The following is a 20594-nucleotide window of genomic DNA, read 5'->3' as shown; positions in this document are numbered from 1 at the left end:
CAGTATGTATGCAGCGGTGGACCTGGGGTCCAACAGTTTTCGTTTACACGTCGGCAAGCATGATGGCGACACCATCCGCGTGGTCAAGAGTGTGCGCGACCCGATACGCCTGGCCGCCGGCCTGGACGCCACTGGCGACCTGACCGAGGCGGCCATGCAGGGCGCGCTGGCCTGCCTGCAGCGCTTTCGCGCCATCCTCGCCGGCTTCGAACTCGATGCCGTGCGCGTGGTGGCCACGTCGGCCATGCGCGTGGCGCGCAACGGCGCCGTCTTCCTGCCGCTGGCCGAGCAAGCCATCGGCTACCCGATCGAGATCATCTCGGGCGAGGAAGAGGGCCGCCTGATCTACATGGGCGTGGCCAATGCGCTGGCGATTCCCGGCGAACGCCGGCTGGTGATGGATATCGGCGGCGGTTCGACCGAACTGATACTGGGGCGCGGCAACGATATCGAACGCGTGGAATCCTTCAGCCTGGGCACGGTCAAGCAAAGCCTGTCGTTCTTCATCGGCGGGCGCATCGACGCGCCGTCGTTCGAGGCGGCCATCCTGTCGGCGCGCAGCCATTTCGAGGATGCCGCCCCGCCGTACCGCCCGCAGCACTGGAAGACGGCCTACGGCTCTTCCGGCACCATCCGCACGATCGCCGACATCATCGCCCGCAACAAGCTGGGCGACGGCTTGCTCACCAGCGTCAGCCTCGATGCGCTGGCGCGCCGCTTCATCGAACTCGGTCACACCAGCCGCATCGACATGCCGGGCTTGCGCCCCGACCGCGCCAGCACCATCGTCGGCGGCCTGGCCATCTTGATCGGCCTGTTCCGCGAACTGGCGATTCCCGCCATGACGCCGATCGAGGCGGGCCTGCGCATGGGCGTGATGTGGGACCTGTACCTGCGTTCGACCAAGCGCGACCGCCGCGAACAGTCGGTGCAGGGCTGCATGGAGAAATTCCATATCGACCAGCAGCGCGCCGGCCGGGTGGCCGAGCAGGCGCTGGCCATGTACGCGCAGCTCAAGCCCACGTCCGACGCCCTGGTGAAATGCCTGCGCTGGAGCAGCCTGCTGCACGAGGTGGGGCTGGCCGTGTCGCAGACGGGTTATCACAAGCATGCTTCCTATATCGTGGAAAACGCGGACTTGCCCGGCTTTACCACGCGCGAACAGAAGACCATGAGCCGCTTGATCCTGGCGCAGAAGGGCAACTTGCGCAAGATCGGCGAAGTGCTGTCCGACCCCGATTTCGCCAAGGCCGTGCTGGCGCTGCGCCTGTCGATTCTGCTCATGCATGCGCGCATCGAGGCCGACTTCAGCGAACTGCGCCTGCGCATGAAGAGCCGCATCGAACTCGATATCAAGCGCGGCTGGGTGGCGCACCATCCCACCGTGTCGTTCTGGATCGAGAAGGAGCAGGAATTCTGGGATGAGGTCGGGGTCGATTTCACCATCCGCGCCAGTGCGTAGTGGGGCATGACATGCGCATGACTTGATGTACCGCAAGCAAGATTTAAAAAAACAGTATATATTGTTTATATTATTTACCAGATTGGAGAATCCATGACCAAAACCGTCCCGGCGAAAAAGGCCGACAGCGCGCCCGTATCGATGTTCCCGACCAGCGCATCGATCAATGCGGCAGCGGCCAAGGCCGCACCGGCCGCCAAGCCTGCTGCGAAGCCGGCAGCCAAGCCGGTGGCCAAGGCCGCCGTCAAGCCAGTGGCCGTCAAGCCCGTCGCTGCGAAACCGGCGGCGGTGAAACCTGTCGCCGCCAAGCCCGCCGCCGCCAAGGCGCCTGCCGCCAAGCCGGCGGCCAAGGCCGTCGTTGCCAAACCTGTGGCCAAAGCCGCTGCCAAGCCGGTCGCCAAGGCGGCGGTAAAAGCCGTTGCCAAGCCGGCTGCGAAGCCCGCCGCCAAGCCGGCAGCGAAAATCGCCGTCAAGCCCGTGGCCAAGGCGGCCGCCAAGCCTGCGCCAGCGAAAAAGCGCCGGCAGCCAAGGTCGCCGCCGTCAAGGAAAAAGCCCGCAAGCCGAAACTGGTGCGCGACAGCTTCACCATGCCGGAAGCGGAATACGAAGTCCTGGGCCAGGTAAAAAAGCCTGCCTGAAGGCCGGCTTCGAGATCAAGAAAAGTGAATTGCTGCGCATCGGCGTGGCGCTGATCAGCCAGATCGACCTGGCCACGCTGCAAAACGTGCTGGCTGGCTTGCCGCAGCTGAAAACGGGCCGTCCGAAGAAGGATTGATGGCGCGGGCGGGGGCCGCCCCTGCCTGGCCGTTCTGGTTTACCATGGGGCCTGTGATAGTTCCCCCATGGTTGCCATGTCAGAAGATACCAATACCGAACGCGCCGGCTTCGTCGAGCGTTCCATCGTCCGCCACCGCGCGGGCGAATCCACTGCCGCCATCGACCACGTCGCCGAGGAAATCCCCGTCGCGCTGGTCTTTAACGGCATTTCCCACGTCGTCATGATGGCCACGCCGCGCGACCTGGAAGCATTTGCGTATGGCTTCGCGCTGACGGAGGGCGTGGTGGCTTCCGCCGCTGCCATCTTCGATTGCGACGTGTTCCTGCGCCCTGATTCCGCCGAAGTGGCCTTGAGCATCGCGCAGGAGGATTTCGTGCGCCTGAAGGACCGGCGCCGCCAGCTGACGGGCCGCACGGGCTGCGGCGTGTGCGGCATCGACAGCATCGACATGCTCGATTTGCGGCCCGCGGCGCTGCCGCCACCCCTGATCCGCGTCGACTTGCCCGCCGCACTGGCGCGCGCATCCGCCGGCTTGCGCGAACACCAGGCGCTGATGCGGGAAACGGGCGGCGTGCACGCGGCCGCGTGGTGCACGCCCGAGGGCGACATCGTGCACGTGTTCGAGGATGTCGGCCGGCATAACGGCCTGGATAAACTGATCGGCCACCTCGCGCTGAATGGCACCGACATGCAGCGCGGCTTCGTCTTCCTGTCCAGCCGTGGCAGCTACGAACTGGCGCGCAAGGCGGCGCGCATGCAGATTCCCTTGCTGGCGACCATTTCCGCCCCCAGTTCGCTGGCCATTTCCATCGCCACGCAGGCGGGCATGAAGCTGGTGGGATTCTGCCGTCAGGATGCCTTCGTCGATTACACGCCCGGCATCAGCATCTAAGCAGCAGAACGCTGCAGCAGCACCGGCACGGATTTCGATGTGGGCGTGCCCGCGCCGTCGGCCGTGCTGGCCAGCGGCACCAGCGCATTCGTTTCCGGAAAATACGCGCCCAGGCAGCCGCGCGGGATGTCGTAGGCGACCAGCCGGAAACCGTCGGCGCGGCGCGCCACGCCGTCGTCCCAGGCGCCAATCAAATCGATCATGTCGCCATCCTTAAAACCCAGCATGGCAATATCGGCCGCATTGGCGAAGACCACCTTGCGCGTGCCGTACACGCCCCGGTAGCGGTCATCCATGCCGTAGATGGTGGTGTTGTACTGGTCGTGCGAACGCGTGCTCATCAAGACCATCAGGCGTTCGCCATGGCGCGCGCGGGCGCGGTGCAGCGGCGTGTCGAGGTCCAGCGGGGCGACGAGGAAGCTGGCCTTGCCGCTGGCCATCTTCCACACGCGTTCGCGCGAAGCCACCGTCAGATGAAAACCGCCCGGCCGCGCCACCTGGCGTTGTAGTCGTAAAAATCGTCGAATACCTTTTCGATATCGTCGCGGATGCGCGCATAGTCGGCCGCGTACGCGCGCCAGTCCACCAGGCCGCTGCCCACCGCCGCTTCGGCCATGCCGGCCACGATGGCCACTTCCGAGCGCAGCTGCGGCGAGGCGGGCGCATTGCGGCCGTACGAGATATGCACCATGCTCATCGAGTCTTCCACCGTCACGCCCTGCGCCACGCCGTGCTGCAGGTCGATCTCCGTGCGGCCCAGGGTGGGCAGCAGCAGCGCTTCCCTGCCGATGACCAGGTGGCTGCGATTGAGCTTGGTGGCCACCTGCACCGTCAGCGCGCACTGGCGCAGCGCGGCGCAGGTGACGGGCGTGTCCGGCGTGGCGGCGGCGAAATTGCCGCCCAGCGCGATGAAGACCTTGACGTCGCCGCGCCGCATGGCTTCGATGGTGGCCACCACGTCGTGGCCGTGCGCGCGCGGCGGAGCAAAGCCGTACACCTGGCCCAGGCGGTCGAGGAAGGCGGTTGTCGGCTTTTCCTCGATGCCCACCGTGCGGTCGCCCTGCACGTTGGAGTGGCCGCGCACGGGACATAATCCGGCGCCCGGCTTGCCGATCTGCCCGCGCAGCATCATCAGGTTCGACAGCATGCGGATGGCCGCCACGCTGTGCTTGTGCTGCGTCAGGCCCATGCCCCAGGTGGCGATGATGCGCCGGCCCTTGACGACAATGTCCGTCAATGCCTCGATCTGCGCGCGCGCCACGCCCGATTCCGCCACGAGCAGTTGCCAATTCTCTGCGCGCAGGTCGTCGCGGAAGGCGTCGAAACCGCTGCAGTGTTCAGCGATGAAGGCGTGGTCGATGACGGCGGGCCTGCCGGCCGCCTGCGCCGCGTCGTCATGCTCGACGACGCGCTTGGCGACGGCCTTGATCAGGGCGAAATCTCCGCCCAGGGTGGGTTGGACGAACAGGCCGGCCAGGCGCGTGCTGCCCAGGGTCGCCATTTCCAGCGCGCTTTGCGGGTCCATGAAGCGCTGCAAGCCCGCTCGCGCAGGGGATTGATGGAAACGATGCTGCCGCCGCGGCGCGCGCACTCGCGCAGTTCGCCCAGCATGCGCGGATGGTTGGTGGCGGGATTCTGGCCGAAGATGAGGATGGTGTCGGCCAGTTCGAAGTCTGCCAGGGTCACCGTACCCTTGCCGATGCCGACGGTGGCCGGCAAGCCGCGGCTGGTCGCCTCGTGGCACATGTTGGAGCAGTCGGGGAAGTTATTGGTGCCGTACAGGCGCGCCATCAGCTGGTACAAAAATGCCGCCTCGTTGCTGGCGCGGCCCGAGGTGTAGAACGCGGCCTGGTTCGCATCGGGCAGGGCGCGCAGGTGGCGCCCCACGAGGGCGTAGGCGTCTTCCCAGGCAATGGGCACGTAGCGGTCGCTGGCGGCGTCGTACACCATCGGTTCGGTCAGGCGGCCGTGCTGCTCGAGCGCGTAGTCCGATTGTTCCAGCAGCTGCGTGACGGTGTGGCTGGCGAACAGCTCCGGGCCGGCGCGGTGGCTGGTCGCTTCGGCGGCGACGGCCTTGGCGCCGTTTTCGCAAAAGGCGAAGGTGGAAGCGTGGTTGCGGTCGGGCCAGGCGCAGCCGGGGCAATCGAAGCCGTCCGGCTGGTTTTGCGCCAGCAGCGCCTTCAGATTGCCGGGCGCGACCCGCTCCTGGCGCAGGCTGATGGCCACGTGTTTCAGGGCGTCCCAGCCGGCGGCAGGCTTGGCATAGGGGGTGATGCGGGGCGCTTCGTGATCGTCCATCGTGGCTTTCCTGTAGGGGAGTGTGGTAATTATGCACGATCCCCGCATGGCATTGACTTGCGTCATGGAAATGACATTCGGCTGTCATTTTCTTGACATATTAGACAAGTACGCTGGAGTCGTCTTGATCACAGGGGGTGAAACCATGCAAAACATAATCGCATCAAACGAAGCCAAGGCCCGGCCGGTCCAACTGGTGCTGAGCCAGGCCACTACAGCGGCGGAATTGCGCGAAGTCCAGCGTTTGCGTTACAAGGTGTTTATCGAGACCATGGGATTGAGCTCGCTGGCGAACGCCGATGGCCTCGACAGCGATGAATTCGACGCGCACTGCGATCACCTGATCGTGCGCGATGCCGATACCCTGAAGGTGGTGGGCACCTACCGCGTGCTGAGCGCGGCCAAGGCGGCCAAGATCGGCCGGCTGTATTCGGAAAACGAATTCGACCTGAGCCGCCTGAAGAACCTGCGCGGCCGCATGGTCGAAGCGGGCCGCGCCTGCATCCACCCGAAATACCGGGGCGGCAGCGTGATCATGCTGTTGTGGTCGGGCCTGGCCGAGTACATGCGCCGCGAGCGCTGCGACTACCTGGTCGGCTGCGCCAGCATCAGCCTGGCAGATGGCGGCCATAACGCCGTCGCCGTGTACCAGGCGCTGGCCGAAAAGCACATGGCCCCAAGCGAGTACCGCGTCACGCCGCACCTGCCTTTCCCCATCCACCAGGTGGAAGCGGCGCACAAGCCGCAGGTGCCGCCGCTGATCAAGGGCTACCTGCGTTCGGGCGCCTGGATTTGCGGCGACCGGCCTGGGACCCCGATTTCGAAAGCGCCGACATGTTCATGATGATGCCGCTGGCGAATCTGGACGAGCGCTATGCGCGCCATTACGGGGTGGCGCCAGGCTAAGGCTGCCAGGGTTCACGCAGGGCAGCGAGGCTTGCAGCTGGCTGGCCAGCGCCTGCACGGCGCTGCGCAAGCCGGTGTCCGCGCCGTCGGGCGGCAGCAGTTCGAGCAGGAAGCGCAGCGGCGCCGTGATCGTTTCGGGTTCGCCGATGCTGCCGTGGCGCCGCACGGCGTCGTGGTACAGCGCCAGGAAGGCGGCGCGCGCGGGCGCGTCGAAGGGCGGGCCGTCCGGCACCTGCCACAGGGCTGCCAGCAGGGCGGCGCGCACGGGGGCGCCGGCATCGATGGCGCGGTGTTCGTCCGCATGGCGCTGGCGCGCATAGGCGATGGCGTCGTGCAGCAAGTCGCCCAGCTGCGGATCGAGCGCGCGCCAGGCGCCGCCGTCGCCATGGGTTTTCAGCAGCAGCGCGCCTGCCAGCACCTGGAAAATCAGGTCGCAGTCGGCCACGCCGCTGCGCCGCCGCGCTTCCTCCAGCGCGGCCAGGCAGGCGTCCGTCATGGCGCGCAGGGGCGGCGCGCCGGAGTTTCCCGCGCGGCAGGCCAGGCGCGCCTGCAAGGCCCAGTAGCGTCCCAGCAGCGCCAGGCGCTGCGCCGTGGGCGCCAGCGCCACCAGCAGGTCGATATGCTGTTTTCCATCCTGCAGCAGCTGGCGTCCCTGGGCCGGGTCGGGCACGGCAGGCACCTCGATGCCTTCGCCCGCATCGATGCCGCACAGGGCCGCGCCCTGGCGTATCTCCAGTTCCGCCCAGTGCGCCAGCGCGCGCAAGCCCACCTTGCCGTCGGCCGCGCTGTGCGCCGCCCGGTAATGTTCGATGGCGCGCAGGGTGTTCTCCAGTCCCCCCAGGCCGGCGCGCGTGGCGGCCATGTTTTCGCGGATGTCGGCGCAGCCGAAGCGCGCGCGCACGGCTTCCTCGATGCTGCCCAGCTTTTCCTCGATGGATGCGCGGCGCCCCGCATCGGCGCCCGCCAGGCGCGCGTGCAGGGTTTCCAGGTCGGCCAGCAGGTGGCCGTGGTAGTGATAGTCGGGCGCTTGCCAGGGCCGGCTCTGGGTGTTGGGAAAGCGGTAGCGGTCGTCGCCGTACGCCTGGTAGGCGCCCCAGGTGTTCGAGGCGGGGAATTGCAGATACGCCGCCTCGCGCGCCAGGCGCACGGCGTCGCCGAAGTATTCGCCGCTCAGCATGGCGTGGTAAAAGCTGTGCGCGAAGATGCTGGCCGCCTGGTCGTCGATGCGCCAGCCGGCCGCGATCACGGCTTGCGAGCCCATTTCAATGAAGGCCGTGGCCAGGCTGGCGGCCAGTTTCGACCATGGCGCGATGGCGTCCGGGCGCATGTCGCCCAGGTGGCAGCAATTGATGAAGACGAATTGCGGCACGCGTTTCAATTTCCCCACCTGCGCCGCCGTCAGCCGCGTCTTCGGTCCCAGCACCAGGCCCGTATGCGCGATGCCGGGGCCGGCCACTTCGCCGTGGCCGGCCAGGTGGATGGCGAAATAGCGCTCGTCGAACAGGTGCACCAGCACGCGCTGCGCCTGCGGGCGCAGCAGCTCGCGCACTGGTAGCCGTACGCGCCGAACATGCGCGCCACGTCCTGCGCCTCGGCCTGCGCGGCGGGCAGCTCGGGCAGGCCGGAATCGGTGTCGCCGATCACCAGCACGCTGTTGCTGGGCGGGCTGACGGCGGGCGGCTTCTCGCGCAGGCTGGCCAGCTGGCGCACCATGCCGATGCGCGTCGACAGGGGCTTTCCTCGCTGCCCGCCTCGTCGCGCATCAGCTCCCACGGGTAGATGGCGGCGCTCTGGTCGACGGCCAGGATCAGGCCGCGCATCTCGGGGATGGCCGCCTTCAGGCCATTGGGCAGCATCAGTTCGTACAGTGCGCGCGACAGGCCCGGCTGGTCGGTGGTGTTGTCGGTGGCATCCATGATCAGGCCATCGACGGCCTGCCGCTGGTTCGGCTCTTCGTCGACGCTGTTGTGGGCGCGGTCCGTCAGCACGGTGAAGCGCAGGGCGCCGGACAGGTCGGCGGCGACGATCTGCACGCGGCGCCAGCCGTTGTCGCCGCTCAGGCTGGGCAGGATGCGCCGGTAGCCGCCGGGGCTGTGGCGGATGCGCCGCTCGAACGTGAAGCTGCCCTGGTAGCGCGCTTCGGCCATGATCTGCTCGATGGCCACGGCGGCGGCGATGGCGCGCGCCTCGGACTGTTCGTAGATGGCGATGTGGCCGATGCGGCACGCCATGCCCGCGTCTTCCAGGCGCCGGTTGGCGCTGCGCGCGCCGTCGATCAGGGCCCGCGCGCACAGGGCGATGCTCAAGCCGCCGTAGCCGGAACCGGACAACAGGCTGGCCACGCGCAAGCCGTGGTCTCCCATCGGCGGCGCGGCCACGTGGCCGGCGGCGCGCACCTGCAGGCAGACGCACGCGTATTCGAGCAGGCCGCCGGCAAAGGCGCGCGCCAGTTCGCCCGGCGTCAGCTCGCCCAGCGCGCCCAGGCCGATGACGATGGCGCCGCCGGGCCGGCGCGCCGCATCGGGCTGCAGCACCACCAGGGCGGAGTCGGGACGCTGCGGGAAGCGTCCCAGCGCGTGGATTTCCTGCAGCTTGCCCGCCAGCAGACGGTCGAGAAAACTCATGCTGCCGCGCAGCGATTCGGACGCGTAGCAGCCGCTCATGACGGGCGCATCGGCCGAGGCCATGCTGCCGTGGATGACGGATAGGCTCAGCTGCGGCGCGCGGCTTTCCGGCGCGCTGGCGGGGCCGGCGGCGCCGATAGCCGCGTCGAGCAGTTCCTGCGGCTGCGGGTACAGCGGCGTGGCGTCGGGCGCATATGGATGGAAGCGGGGCGGAGCGCCGCCAGGCACGTGCGGCGGGTGCCGGGGCAGGGCGGCGCCCTGGCCACCGTCGAGCAGCTGCGCGATGGCCGGGTAGTATTCCTTTTGCAGCAGCAGGTCGCCATGCGCCACCGGCAGGTAGCAGGCCGCCACGCCGTCCGGCACCGCGCCTTGCCAGGCCGTGCGGCCATCGCCGTCCGGCGACCAGGCCGTCTCGATGCCGCCGTCGCGCAGGCGCAGCGCCACCGGCGTGTCGGCGCAGCCGGCCAGGTAGCTGCAAAGGCGGGCATCGAGCGGGGCCGCTTCCAGCAAGGCCACCGTGGCGCGCGCCGCGGCCAGCGCCGGCGCCTCGGGCGCCTGCCAGCCGCCGGGCAGGCCCGCTTGCGCGTCGCCGGCGGCCAGCTGCGCCCAGGCGCCCGCGTCGAAATAATCGATGCCGCCCGCCTGCGGCCACGGCAGCATGTCGAGCACGCCGGGAAAGGCGCGCACGAAGCCGAGAAACTGGCGCCGCGTGTGCTTCCAGCCTATCCAGCAGGCCAGCATCTGCACCAGCCGGTCGCGTCCCAGCAGCACTTGCACCATCGCCAGCGTGCCCCGGTTGGCCGTGCCCACCTGCAGCAGGCGGCTGCCGGGCAGGGCGCCGAAGCGTTGCCAGCGGTCCTTCAGGGCCAGGCGCGCCACCAGCCCGCCCATGCCGTGGGCGACGATGCGCAAGGGCTGGCCGCGCTCTTCGGCGTCGCGCATGGCGTCGTCGAGCACGGGCAGGAAGGCGCGGCACGACTCCTGCAGCGACAAGCGCCAGTCATAGGTAAAGGGCCGCACTTCCTGGCTTTGCGCGAGAAAGCGGGCGAACGGCTCATAGCAGGACTCGAGCCATCCGGCGCTGACGATGTGCGGCTGGCCCACGGCCAGGCGTTCGATGCGCCCTTCGACCAGGTTGACGGGGTCGAACCAGATGCGGTTGCTGCCCACTTGCAGGTGGCTGCCCATGATGTCGGGCAGCAGCAGCACGATGGGCGCGTGCGCGCGCCGTTTCGGCACTTCGCCGCCGCGCGCCAGCGGGCCGTGCTCGATGCCGGGCAGCGGCAGGTAGGCGCTCTCGTCGCCGGCGAGCGCCTGCATGGCGGCCTGACTGGAAGGCGCGCGCTCGAAGTAGTTCAGGTGGTGCGTGTGCGGCCCGCGCAGCAGCAGTTGCCGCACGGGCGTGGTGCGCGTGGCGCCGCCGGCCATCGAGGCGCAGTTGACCACCAGGTCGTTCTGCCCGCCGTACAGCTGGTCGTCGAGGCAGTCGCCCAGCCAGCCCAGCAGGCCATCGCCGCTGCATGCGCCGGCCAGCACGTGCAGCGGGCTGGCCACGCGCACGTCGGGCGCGTTGAGCAGCGCCACCAGGGGCGAGTCGGGCATCATCGCTTCCAGTCCCGGCAGGATGCGCGCGTCGCAGCGCTGCTGCACCACGGCCAGCAGGAAGGCCATGGCGCCATCGGGAACGCCGCCGTGCAGCAGCAGGTTGAACATCACGCTGGCCCAGCGGTCGAGCCGGCCCGACATCAGGGTGGTGCCGCGCGCGGGGCAAGCCACGCGCACGAAGCGGGCGATGCGGATGGCGCGCGTTTTCAGTTCCACGCTCAATTCGCGCAAACGCGCCGCATCCGCTTCGTGGCCGCCGCGTCCGCGCAGCCGCCCCTGCGCCGTGAAGTGCTCGATATCGTGGCTGTTGAACGCTTCGCCGCCCACCGTGTTTTCGCTCAGCCGTTCCAGGCCGTCGCCGGCCAGGTCGACGGCGCCGCGGCTGTCGATGCGCTGCGCCCGGGCCAGCAATTCACCCACCAGGCCGCCGCGCGAATGCGTCAGCAGGTGCAGCACGGCGCCGTGCGGCAACTGGCGCACGAGGGCCAGCGCGTTCTCGATGGGGCTGTCGCTGAGGCTGCGGTGTTCGTAGCCGTAGATGCGGTTGCCGTACTGCGCCGCCAGCTGCGGCGCCAGGCCGTTGCGCCACAGGCCGGCAAAGCTGCGCTGAGTCGACGAGGCCGTGCCGTGCAACAGCAGCAGCACCGGTTCCGGCCCGGCGGGCAGGCTGGCGACGGCCGTCATGTTGCCCGCCTCGATGCCGCAGCGGTACAGTCCCAGCCGTTGTTCCAGCTGGCGGTCCTGGAAGGCGCCCGCCGCCGCCAGCGCCGTCATGGCGGCGGCGCCGCAGCGGTACACGCGCACGGCCCGCAGCATCCAGGCGCCCAGGCCGTCGCGGCTGGCGCCGGGCGGCGGGCGCGCCGCCTGCGGGCGCAGGGCCAGCCCCACTTCGATGCTGGCGGGCGCGCCGTCGCGCGCCAGCGTGGCCGGCCCCAGGTAGCGTGGCAGGTCGGCGCTGCTGGCCAGCAGCGAGCTGCCGTCGCACAGCAGCAGTTGCACCACGTCGGCCGGGCCGATATCGAGGGCGATGCGGCAGCTGCCGATGCCGCGCGCGCTCGACAGCACGTGGGTCTGGCCATCCCAGCCGGGCGCGGCGGGGCAGTCGCCGGCGCTGGCGAGGGGATCGCGCGTGAGCGTCAGGCGCAGCACGGGCGGCGCAAGGGAATCGCTGGACATGCGGTTGAGATCACTGGTTAAAAGCTGACCTTGATGCCTGCGGGGACGACGCGTGTTGTGTCAGATCAAGTTTGAGTGGAAATGCAGGGGGAGACGCTGGGAGGGCTGGCGCGGCAGGGCAGAGAAACGGTCAGCATGGTTTGGGCTGGGTCTCTTCGCTATCGTGCGCGGATGGTGTGCGGTGAGCGAACTACGCGAATTGTATGGCAAAAGTTCATGGCGCCGGGGACCTGGGTGCCTGGCATGGCATTACAACAGCGGGTGCTTCAATGGACTGGCGTGGCGGACAGTTCCTTCAGTTCGCGGATGGTGATGTCCGATTTTTCATGCATGCGCAATAAAATCGTTGCACCGACCGACAGTTTGCCGTGTCGAATCTTGCTGATGATGGGAGGCTGAACTTCCAGGACACGGCACAGTTCCGCATCATTTTTCAAGTTCAACTTCTCGATCAGCGTATCGAGCAGCTTGTTGGGCACAAAACTCGATGGTTCGAGCGCGCGCGCCCGGTTCATCGCTTCAATCATTTCCAGCTTCTTTTGCCGAACGTTCATTTACTCCTCCTTCAGGTTATGCAAGGGACGAGACCACTTTCTATGGTCCCGGCTATAGTTCGTCATCGCAGTACGGCTGTCTGGGTGACGTGACAACATTTGCGTTACAACATTGATAACCAGGCAAGTGTTTTCAATAATACTACGATAACAAAACTTGTGACAGATGGTCAGTTAAATTAACTGATTGTTTGATCAATTTGGTTGACGATTGTTGTATTTTGTAAGCCGCTTTTCGTCAGGATCATGGTCCGGTCCGCCATTTCGGCGGCGGCCAGCGAATGCGTGACCATGATCGCGCAGCTGCCGTTGGCCTTGATTTCGGCGCGCAGCAATTGCAGGATGCCGTGCGCCGTGTCCGGGTCGAGGTTGCCGGTGGGCTCGTCGGCCAGCACCAGCGCCGGCTTGTGCACGAGCGCGCGGGCGATGGCCACGCGCTGCATTTCGCCGCCCGACAATTGCTGCGGAAAGTCGCCGCCGCGTCCGCCAAGGCCGACGGCCTCGAGCATGCTGGCGGCACGCTCCTGGGGCAGTCCGTTGAGCAGCAGCGGCAGGGCCACGTTTTGCAGCAGGGTCAGGTGCGGCAAGACGTGGAACGCCTGGAAGATAAATCCCATGCGGGCGCGACGCAGCCGGGTGGCGGCGGCGTCATCGAGGCTGGACATGGCAATGCCGTCCACCAGGATAGGGTGCGCTTCGGCACCCGCATCGGGCGTGTCGAGGCCGGCGATCAGGTTCAGCAAGGTCGATTTGCCCACGCCCGAATCGCCCATGATGGCGATGAATTCCCCGCCTTGAAGCGGCAGGAAATATTCGCCAGCACGGGACGGGCATTGGCATAGGACTTCGACAGATGGCGCAATTCGAGCATGGTGATCTTGATTAATAACGGCTATCGTAAAGGGCGGCACGCGGGGGAGAGGGGGCCTGGGAACTGCAAAGGGGCGCGGATTGTTTGGCCGGCAATGTGTAGTATACGACAGGCTTATCCTTTTTGCTTGGCAATACCAATTTTGTGTGCACGCCGGCTGTTCGACCTTAAGTTACCTGCCGCACGGCTGGCTTGCGCGGATTCCGCTATGATGAGAAAAAGTCATCGGCAAGGCGCCCGCAGACCGCTACGGCAGGGGGGCGCCCGGTGGCTGACCGTGCAAGCCCTTCGTGAACCTAACATTGACGACGCCAGCCCATGACCATGCCACTCGCGCAACAGCAGTCTGATTTGTATCCCGCCAGCAACGCCGGCGCGGCCAGCGCCACTCCTGCCACGATAGCCGAGATCAGCAGCGGCTTGCTGGCGCGCGATGCCTGGACCTCGCCCAAGTACCTGTACGACGCGCTGGGCTCGAAACTGTTCGAAGCCATCTGCGCCTTGCCCGAGTACTATCCGACGCGCACCGAGGCGGCCATCTTCGCCCGCCACGGCGCCGAGATCGCCCACGCCGTGGGGCCGGGCAGCACCCTGATCGACCTGGGCGCGGGCAATTGCGCCAAGGCCGCCAGCCTGTTCCCCCTGCTGCATCCGGCCCAGTACGTGGCCGTGGATATTTCCTACGATTTCCTCAGCGAATCGCTGAGCCGGCTGCAGCAGCGCTTTCCGCACATCGAGATGACGGGCCTGGGCCTGGATTTCTCCAGCCGCCTGGACTTGCCCGACAGCGTGCGTGACGCGCGGCGCCTGTTTTTCTATCCCGGCTCGTCGATCGGCAATTTTTCGCCTGAACAAGCGACCGCCTTCCTGCGCCGCCTGCGCGCGAATGCGGACGGCGATGGCGGCCTGCTGATCGGCATCGACCTGATCAAGGAGGACGCCATCCTCGACGCCGCCTATGACGACGCGCTGGGCGTCACGGCCGCCTTCAACCTGAACATGCTGCGCCACGTGAACGGCTTGATCGGCGCCGACTTCGACGTGCGCGCATGGCGGCACCACGGTTTTTTCAATGCCGACGAGAACCGCGTGGAAATGCACCTGGAGGCGCGCAGCGAGCAGTTTGTCCGCTGGAAAGGTGGCCAGCGGCGTTTCGCGAAAGGCGAGCGCATCCATACAGAAGACAGCTATAAATACACGCGCCCGGCCTTCGTCGGCTTGCTGGAGCAGGCGGGGTTTTCCACCGTGCAAGTCTGGACGGACCCGCAGCAGTGGTTTGCCGTCATCTACGCGCGCGTCATCCGGGACTAAAAGGCCACGATGCTGATCGATCATTACAACAAGGTGCGCCAGCACTCGTTGCGGCTGGCCGAACCCCTGTCCGACGAGGATTGCGGCGCCCAGTCGATGCCGGACGCCAGCCCCGTCAAATGGCACCTGGCGCATACCACCTGGTTTTTCGAAACGTTTATCCTGGAAAGCATGGAGGCGGCGTTCGCGCCATTCCACCCGGCCTTCCGCGTACTGTTCAACTCGTATTACAACGGCGTGGGCGAGAAGCACCCGCGCGCCCAGCGGGGCTTGCTGACCCGCCCCGGCATGGCGCAGGTGCGCGCCTACCGGGCCAACGTCGATGCGCGCATCGCGCGCCTGCTGGCGGGGGAACTGGCGCGGCCCGAGCGCGAACGGCTGACCATGCTGCTGGCACTGGGCCTGGAACACGAGCAGCAGCACCAGGAATTGCTGTTGACGGACGTCAAGCACCTGCTGGCGCAGAGCGCGCTGTTTCCCGCTTACCTGGACAATGCGCTCGACGGCGCGGTGGCGCCAGCGCAAGAACACGCGCAGCCCACGGCCTGGCTCGCCTTCGACGGCGGCCTGGCGCAGATCGGCCACGCGGGCGACGGTTTTTGCTTCGACAATGAATTGCCGCGCCACCCGCAATACGTGGCGCCGTTCGAACTGGCCAGCGCGCTGGTGACGAATGGCGAATTTCTCGCCTTTATCGAAGCGGGCGGCTACCGCATGGCGCATTGGTGGCTGGCTGAAGGCTGGGACTGGGTCCGCACGCAGCAGCTGTCCTGCCCGCTGTACTGGCAGCGCGACGAGGCGGGCCACTGGCAGGAATTCACTTTATCCGGCTTGCGTCCGCTCGACCCGCAGGCACCGGCCACGCACTTGTCGCTGTTCGAGGCCGACGCGTATGCGCACTGGGCCGGCGCGCGCCTGCCGACGGAAGCGGAGTGGGAAGTGGCGGCGCAGGGCGTCGACATGCAAGTGGGACAGCTGCATCCGGCTGCCGGCGCGCCGGGAGCGGGACTGCGGCAAATGTTCGGCCATTGCTGGCAGTGGACCAGCAGCAGCTATGCGCCGTATCCGGGCTACCGAACGGCGCCCGGGGCGCTGGGCGAATACAACGGCAAGTTCATGCTGAACCAGTATGTGCTGCGCGGTTCGTCGTGCGCCACGCCGGCCGGCCATGCGCGCGCCAGCTACCGCAATTTCTTTCCGGCCGGCGCGCGCTGGCAATTTACGGGCATCCGCCTGGCGCGCCAGGTGGAATAAGCAAAGGTGGAATAACTTAGTGCAGGCGCGGGACGGCGGGCGCATCAGGGCGGGGCGGTGCCTTGGCGCTGGCGTTCTGCTCGAGCTTGAACTGGCTGACGAGGGTTTCCAGTTCGCCCGCCTGTTCATGCATGGCTGCCGCCGCGGCGGCCGCTTCCTCGACCAGGGCCGCATTCTGCTGCGTCGTCTGGTCCATCTGCATGATGGCGGCATTGATCTGCTCGATGCCTTCGCTCTGCTCGTGGTTGGCGACGCTGATTTCACCGACGATGGCGCTGACCCGTCCCACGCTGGCCACCACTTCATCCATCGTGGCGCCCGCCTGGCTGACCAGCTGCGCGCCCTGGCCGACGCGGGTGACGGAGTCGGCAATGAGTTCCTTGATCTCTTTTGCCGCCGCCGCCGAACGTTGCGCCAGGTTACGCACTTCGGACGCCACGACGGCAAAGCCGCGGCCCTGCTCGCCGGCACGCGCCGCTTCCACGGCCGCGTTCAGGGCCAGGATGTTCGTCTGGAAAGCGATGCCGTCGATGACGGCGATGATGTCGACGATCTTGCGCGACGACGCATTGATGGCGTCCATGGTGCCGATCACTTCCGCCATGGCCGAGCCGCCGCGCTGCGCGATGGCCGAGGCCGAGCGGGCCAGGCTGTCGGCCTGGCGCGCATTGTCGCTGTTGCTGCGCACGGTGCCCGTCAGTTCGATCATCGACGAGGCCGTCTCTTCCAGCGCGCTCGCTTGCGCCTCGGTGCGGGCCGACAGGTCGGCATTGCCGCTGGCGATCTGGCTCGACGCCACGGCAATCGTGCCCGTGCCGCCGCGCACCTGGCCCACCAGGGTGGCCAGGTTGGTGTTCATGTCGCGCAAGGCCTGCAGCAGCTGGCCCGCTTCATCCTTGCCGTCGGCCACGATCTTGCTGCTCAAGTCGCCTCCTGCCACGGCTTGCGCCACGCGCAGCGCATATGCGATCGGCGTGGTGATCGAACGCGTGACCCACCAGGCGAAGAGCACGCCCAGCAGCAGGGCGGCCGTGCCCAGGCTGGCCATCAGCACATTCGCTGCGGAAATATTGCTCTGGATTTGCTGGCCGCCATGCACGACCACGCCGCGCTGCAGTTCGTTCAGGCGATTGACGGTCTTTTGCAGCTGGTTCAGGGCGGGCAGGGTATCGTCGCGCACGTGCTTGGCCGCTTCCGCGCGCTGTCCCGCCACCAGCAGCTTGTCTGCCTGGCTGAACGAGACGACATAGGCCTTGCGCTGCTGCTTCAGGGTGGCCAGCAGTTCCTTGCCTTCAGGCAGCACGATCAGGCGGTCGAGGATGGCCAGCGCATCGGTGATGGTGGCCTTGTTGGCATCGATTTCGCCGTGGATCGCGCTGGCGCGGGCCGGATCTTCATGGATGAACAGCTCCAGCACCAGTGCCGCGTTCGAACGGGTGGTGCTGCGGATGGTGGCGATGGCGTCGGCCTTGGCCCAGTCTTTTTCGATGATGGCTTCGCTGAGCGCGCCGATCTTGTCCAGCCGGAACAGGCCCGTGCCCACCAGCACTGCCATCAGCAGCAGCACCACGCCAAAGCCGGCGCCCAGGCGCACGCCTATCTTCATGTCCGTCAATTTCATACTGATTCCCTCGGTAGCTAATGATCTGTCCCCGGTGGTCTTATTATGAGTCGATTATACGGCGCGAGATACTTCTTTTGCAGCAACAATTGCCCTACGGAAATGAAAAAGCGGCACGGCGATCAAGCCGTACCGCTTTTTTCCCTGCGCGAGAGGGAACGCAGTCCTTAGACGGCGCTGGCCGCCATGTCGGCCGCTGTTGTTTTTTCGGCTTCCGTCTGTCCGATGCGGCGGTTCACGGCCGACAGCACGGCCTTGAACGAGGCGGTGACGATGTTGCTGTCGATGGCGGCGCCGAACAGGGTCGGACCGTTATCGAGGCGCAATTCGACGTAGCAGGCCGCCTGCGCGTTGGCGCCCGAGCCGATCGAGTGCTCATGGTAATCCATCAGCTTGATGTCGAGACCGAGCGCGTTGACGAAGGCGTCGATGGGGCCGTTGCCGCCGCCTTGCAGGGCCAGCGGCGTCTGGCGGTGCGACAGGCTGATGTCGATCTGCACGGATTCATCGCTGCTCGTGTCTTCCACCATGCGGTGCGAGGCGTAGGCGTACGGTGCCGTCTGCTCCAGGTATTCCTTCTGGAAGATTGCATGGATATCCTGCGCGGCGATTTCGCGGCCCGTGGCGTCGGCCACGGCTTGCACGGCGCGCGAGAATTCGATCTGCAGGCGGCGCGGCAAGACCAGGCCGTATTCCTGTTCCAGCAAGTACGCCATGCCGCCCTTGCCGGACTGGCTGTTGACGCGGATCACGGCGTCGTAGCTGCGGCCCAGGTCGGCCGGGTCGATCGGCAGGTACGGCACTTCCCAGATGCTGTCCGGTTGTTGCTTGGCAAAACCTTTCTTGATCGCATCCTGATGCGAGCCGGAGAATGCCGTGAACACCAGGTCGCCCGCATACGGGTGGCGCGGGTGGACGGGCAACTGGTTGCACTCTTCCACGCACTTGCGCACGGTGTCGATGTCGGAGAAATCGAGGCCCGGGTGCACGCCCTGCGTGTACAAGTTCATCGCCAAAGTGACGAGATCGACGTTGCCGGTGCGCTCGCCATTGCCGAACAAACAGCCTTCGACGCGGTCGGCGCCCGCCATCACGGCCAGCTCGGCCGACGCGACGGCCGTGCCGCGGTCGTTATGCGGGTGCACGCTGATGATGATGGAATCGCGGCGCGCCAGCTTGCGCGACATCCATTCGATCTGGTCCGCATACACGTTGGGCGTGCTGCATTCGACGGTCGAGGGCAGGTTGATGATCATCTTGTTGGCCGGCGTGGGCTTCCAGATGGCGCTGACGGCGTCGCAGATATGCTTGGAGAAATCGAGTTCCGTGGTGGAGAACGATTCCGGCGTGTATTCGAAGCCCCATTCCGTTTCCGGATGCTGGGCCACCAACTGTTTTACCAGGGTGGTGCCGGTGGTGGCGATCTGCGTGATTTCTTCGCGCGACATGCCGAACACGACCTTGCGGAACACGGGCGCCACGGAGTTGTACAGGTGCACGATGGCGCGCTTGGCGCCGACGACCGATTCCACCGTGCGGCGGATCAGCTCTTCGCGCGACTGGGTCAGCACGATGATGGTGACGTCGTCCGGGATGCGGCCTTCATCGACGAGCTTGCGCACGAAATCGAAATCCGTCTGCGATGCCGATGGGAAACCCACTTCGATTTCCTTCAGGCCGATGGCGATCAGCATGTCGAAGAACCGCAGCTTCTTTTCCGCACTCATCGGCTCGATCAGGGACTGATTGCCGTCGCGCAAGTCGGTGCTCATCCAGATGGGCGGTTTGCTGATGATCTGGTTCGGCCATTGACGGTCGGTCAATTTAACGGGAGGAAAGGCGCGGTATTTGGAAGCTGGGTTTTGCAACATCATGATCGGGTACTCCTGAAGATAGTGGGAAATCAAGGGTTGTGGCGCAAGCTTGCCGGGCGGCCACGCAACACTAGGCCAGGCAAGCGATCGGTAGCGGTAGCAGAGCGGCCGCGATGCCGGCAGGGGCGGTCGCAGCGGGGATTACGTGTACGTATGGGGATGGTGCAAACATCATCAAACCTTCCAGGGTTTTTGAAACACGCCGGCGTGTGGCCAGGCGAAGCAATGCGGCAAACTTATGCGCGTGCTAGCAGTAGTCGCGATAGCGACAGCAGGGAAGGGGAGGAATGTTTGAAGGAGGACATGCACTCAATGTAAGGGATGTCGGGCGGGGCTGTCAAGCGTTTCCGTTTTACATGTAGTGCACGTGCGCTGCCTCGTTCGGCATTTCCTGCCGCGCGCGTTCCAGGCAGCGCCGCAACAGGGCCGCATCGTGGGGCAGGCGCGCCGCGAATGCTGGCCAGCCGCGCAGCGCCAGCTGTTGCGGCATGTCCACCAGGCCCGTGATGGCATCCCAGAAGGCATCCCAGTTCATGCCATAGAAGGAAGGGAAACCCAGCGCGGCGGCCAGTGCTGCGTGCAACTGGCGCGGCGAGGTGATCTCGCTCAAGTCGATCGTCACCAGGGCCGGTCGATTCACAATATGCCTTTGAGCAGGTTCTGCAGGTTTTGCCGCATGCCGCCGACCACTGCCTCGTGCTGCTCCAGGATGACGGATGCATCCTTGAACGGTGCCGGGTCGAGGTACAGGCGCGGCAGGTCGGCCACGGCCACGCCGCGCGGGCCGCCGCGCAGGATCTCGTCCACATGCTTGTTGATCGAGTCGATGGCAGCCTGGATGCGCGGCGTGGAAGATGCCGCCAGGCAGGCGGCCAGCACGGCGTCGAGTTCGGCGCGCGCGGGCGCCTGCGGCAGCACGGGGGCGGCGATCTGTTCCAGCGGCGACATGTTGACGGCTGGCATGCGGTACGCGAGCAGGGTATCGAGCGCCATCAGCCGGTGCGGGCCGCCCCGTTGCAGCCAATCAACGATTTGCGGCCAGGGCGTGTCCAGCAGGGCCGCTGCCACGCCCCATTGCCCGGCCACGGGCGAGCCGACATTGTTCTCTAGCCAGGCGATGGCGGCTGGATTGCCCGTGTAGGCCAGCAGGATGGCGTTCGACGAGCGCAGCGCGGGTGCCTGCGTGGCGAGGATGGCGCTCAGCCAGGCGAGGGCGCCGTCGGGCGGCTGCTGCGATAACTGTTGCGCAAATGGAGCGTCCAGGGCGCGGCTGTCGGCAAATTGCAATTGTTCTGGCATGGGGGATAACGAGTAAGAGACCAGGCGCCAGTCTAGCAGCCGGCGTGGCGCGCACGAACCTTGTCACTA

Annotated in this window: 12 protein-coding genes and 3 pseudogenes; 6 read left to right on the top strand and 9 right to left on the bottom strand. The window is 66.5% G+C overall.

Features of this window, described 5'->3' with window-relative positions; all coding sequences use genetic code 11:
• Positions 1 to 4 precede the first annotated feature (4 nt).
• The 3 genes from ACRHIG_RS22710 to fdhD all read left to right on the top strand — a co-directional run bounded on the left by ACRHIG_RS22710 (position 5) and on the right by fdhD (position 3132).
• The gene (locus tag ACRHIG_RS22710) at positions 5 to 1462 is read left to right on the top strand and encodes a Ppx/GppA phosphatase family protein (RefSeq protein WP_489627988.1); all 1458 of its coding nucleotides are present in this window, start codon (positions 5 to 7) and stop codon (positions 1460 to 1462) included.
• Between the two features lie 93 nt (positions 1463 to 1555).
• Positions 1556 to 2086, top strand: coding sequence for a hypothetical protein (locus tag ACRHIG_RS22705; protein ID WP_489627987.1), 531 nt, complete (start codon positions 1556 to 1558; stop codon positions 2084 to 2086).
• A 218-nt stretch (positions 2087 to 2304) separates the two neighbouring features.
• Positions 2305 to 3132 (top strand): formate dehydrogenase accessory sulfurtransferase FdhD, encoded by an 828-nt coding sequence (gene fdhD, locus ACRHIG_RS22700; RefSeq protein ID WP_489627986.1) that lies wholly within the window; start codon positions 2305 to 2307, stop codon positions 3130 to 3132.
• Here the strand turns inward: fdhD and ACRHIG_RS22695 are convergent.
• A pseudogene (locus ACRHIG_RS22695) lies at positions 3129 to 5430 on the bottom strand (FdhF/YdeP family oxidoreductase). The gene fdhD and the pseudogene ACRHIG_RS22695 overlap by 4 nt on opposite strands.
• A 145-nt stretch (positions 5431 to 5575) precedes the next feature.
• On the opposite strand from ACRHIG_RS22695, the pseudogene ACRHIG_RS22690 reads away from it, so the two are divergent.
• A pseudogene (locus tag ACRHIG_RS22690) lies at positions 5576 to 6336 on the top strand (GNAT family N-acetyltransferase).
• Here ACRHIG_RS22690 and ACRHIG_RS22685 read toward each other — a convergent pair.
• The 4 genes and pseudogenes from ACRHIG_RS22685 to ACRHIG_RS22670 form a co-directional block, all read right to left on the bottom strand.
• On the bottom strand, positions 6269 to 7885 hold the full coding sequence (locus ACRHIG_RS22685; protein ID WP_489627985.1) for a CHAT domain-containing protein: 1617 nt from the start codon (positions 7883 to 7885) through the stop codon (positions 6269 to 6271). The pseudogene ACRHIG_RS22690 and the gene ACRHIG_RS22685 overlap by 68 nt on opposite strands.
• Before the next feature lie 91 nt (positions 7886 to 7976).
• Positions 7977 to 11741: a DUF7379 domain-containing protein gene (locus ACRHIG_RS22680; RefSeq protein ID WP_489627984.1), complete on the bottom strand. Its 3765-nt coding sequence runs from the start codon at positions 11739 to 11741 to the stop codon at positions 7977 to 7979.
• A gap of 266 nt (positions 11742 to 12007) precedes the next feature.
• Entirely contained in the window at positions 12008 to 12295 is a 288-nt protein-coding gene (locus ACRHIG_RS22675; RefSeq protein WP_034757399.1) for a hypothetical protein, read from the bottom strand.
• Between the two features lie 179 nt (positions 12296 to 12474).
• Positions 12475 to 13166 (bottom strand): annotated as a pseudogene (locus tag ACRHIG_RS22670) (ABC transporter ATP-binding protein).
• Positions 13167 to 13484: 318 nt separating this feature from the next.
• Between ACRHIG_RS22670 and egtD the strand changes: the two are divergent.
• Together egtD and egtB are read left to right on the top strand one after the other, a co-directional pair.
• Complete coding sequence (gene egtD, locus ACRHIG_RS22665) at positions 13485 to 14477, top strand: L-histidine N(alpha)-methyltransferase (RefSeq protein WP_489627983.1); 993 nt, start codon at positions 13485 to 13487, stop codon at positions 14475 to 14477.
• A 9-nt stretch (positions 14478 to 14486) separates the two neighbouring features.
• Positions 14487 to 15731, top strand: coding sequence for an ergothioneine biosynthesis protein EgtB (egtB, locus tag ACRHIG_RS22660; protein WP_489627982.1), 1245 nt, complete (start codon positions 14487 to 14489; stop codon positions 15729 to 15731).
• A 16-nt stretch (positions 15732 to 15747) separates the two neighbouring features.
• Here the strand turns inward: egtB and ACRHIG_RS22655 are convergent, their stop codons facing one another.
• The 4 genes from ACRHIG_RS22655 to ACRHIG_RS22640 all read right to left on the bottom strand — a co-directional run bounded on the left by ACRHIG_RS22655 (position 15748) and on the right by ACRHIG_RS22640 (position 20525).
• Complete coding sequence (locus tag ACRHIG_RS22655; RefSeq protein ID WP_475416209.1) at positions 15748 to 17352, bottom strand: methyl-accepting chemotaxis protein; 1605 nt, start codon at positions 17350 to 17352, stop codon at positions 15748 to 15750.
• 167 nt (positions 17353 to 17519) lie between these two features.
• The gene (gene leuA, locus ACRHIG_RS22650) at positions 17520 to 19226 is read right to left on the bottom strand and encodes a 2-isopropylmalate synthase (RefSeq protein ID WP_489627981.1); all 1707 of its coding nucleotides are present in this window, start codon (positions 19224 to 19226) and stop codon (positions 17520 to 17522) included.
• A 352-nt stretch (positions 19227 to 19578) separates the two neighbouring features.
• Complete coding sequence (locus ACRHIG_RS22645; protein WP_475416207.1) at positions 19579 to 19866, bottom strand: barstar family protein; 288 nt, start codon at positions 19864 to 19866, stop codon at positions 19579 to 19581.
• Positions 19863 to 20525 (bottom strand): hypothetical protein, encoded by a 663-nt coding sequence (locus ACRHIG_RS22640; RefSeq protein WP_489627980.1) that lies wholly within the window; start codon positions 20523 to 20525, stop codon positions 19863 to 19865. Before ACRHIG_RS22640 ends, ACRHIG_RS22645 begins: the two co-directional genes overlap by 4 nt.
• Positions 20526 to 20594 lie beyond the last annotated feature (69 nt).

The sequence above is a fragment of the Janthinobacterium sp. C22 genome (assembly GCF_057919405.1).
Note: the sequence above shows the minus strand (reverse complement) of the source record. Positions and strands in the feature narration are given on the sequence as shown.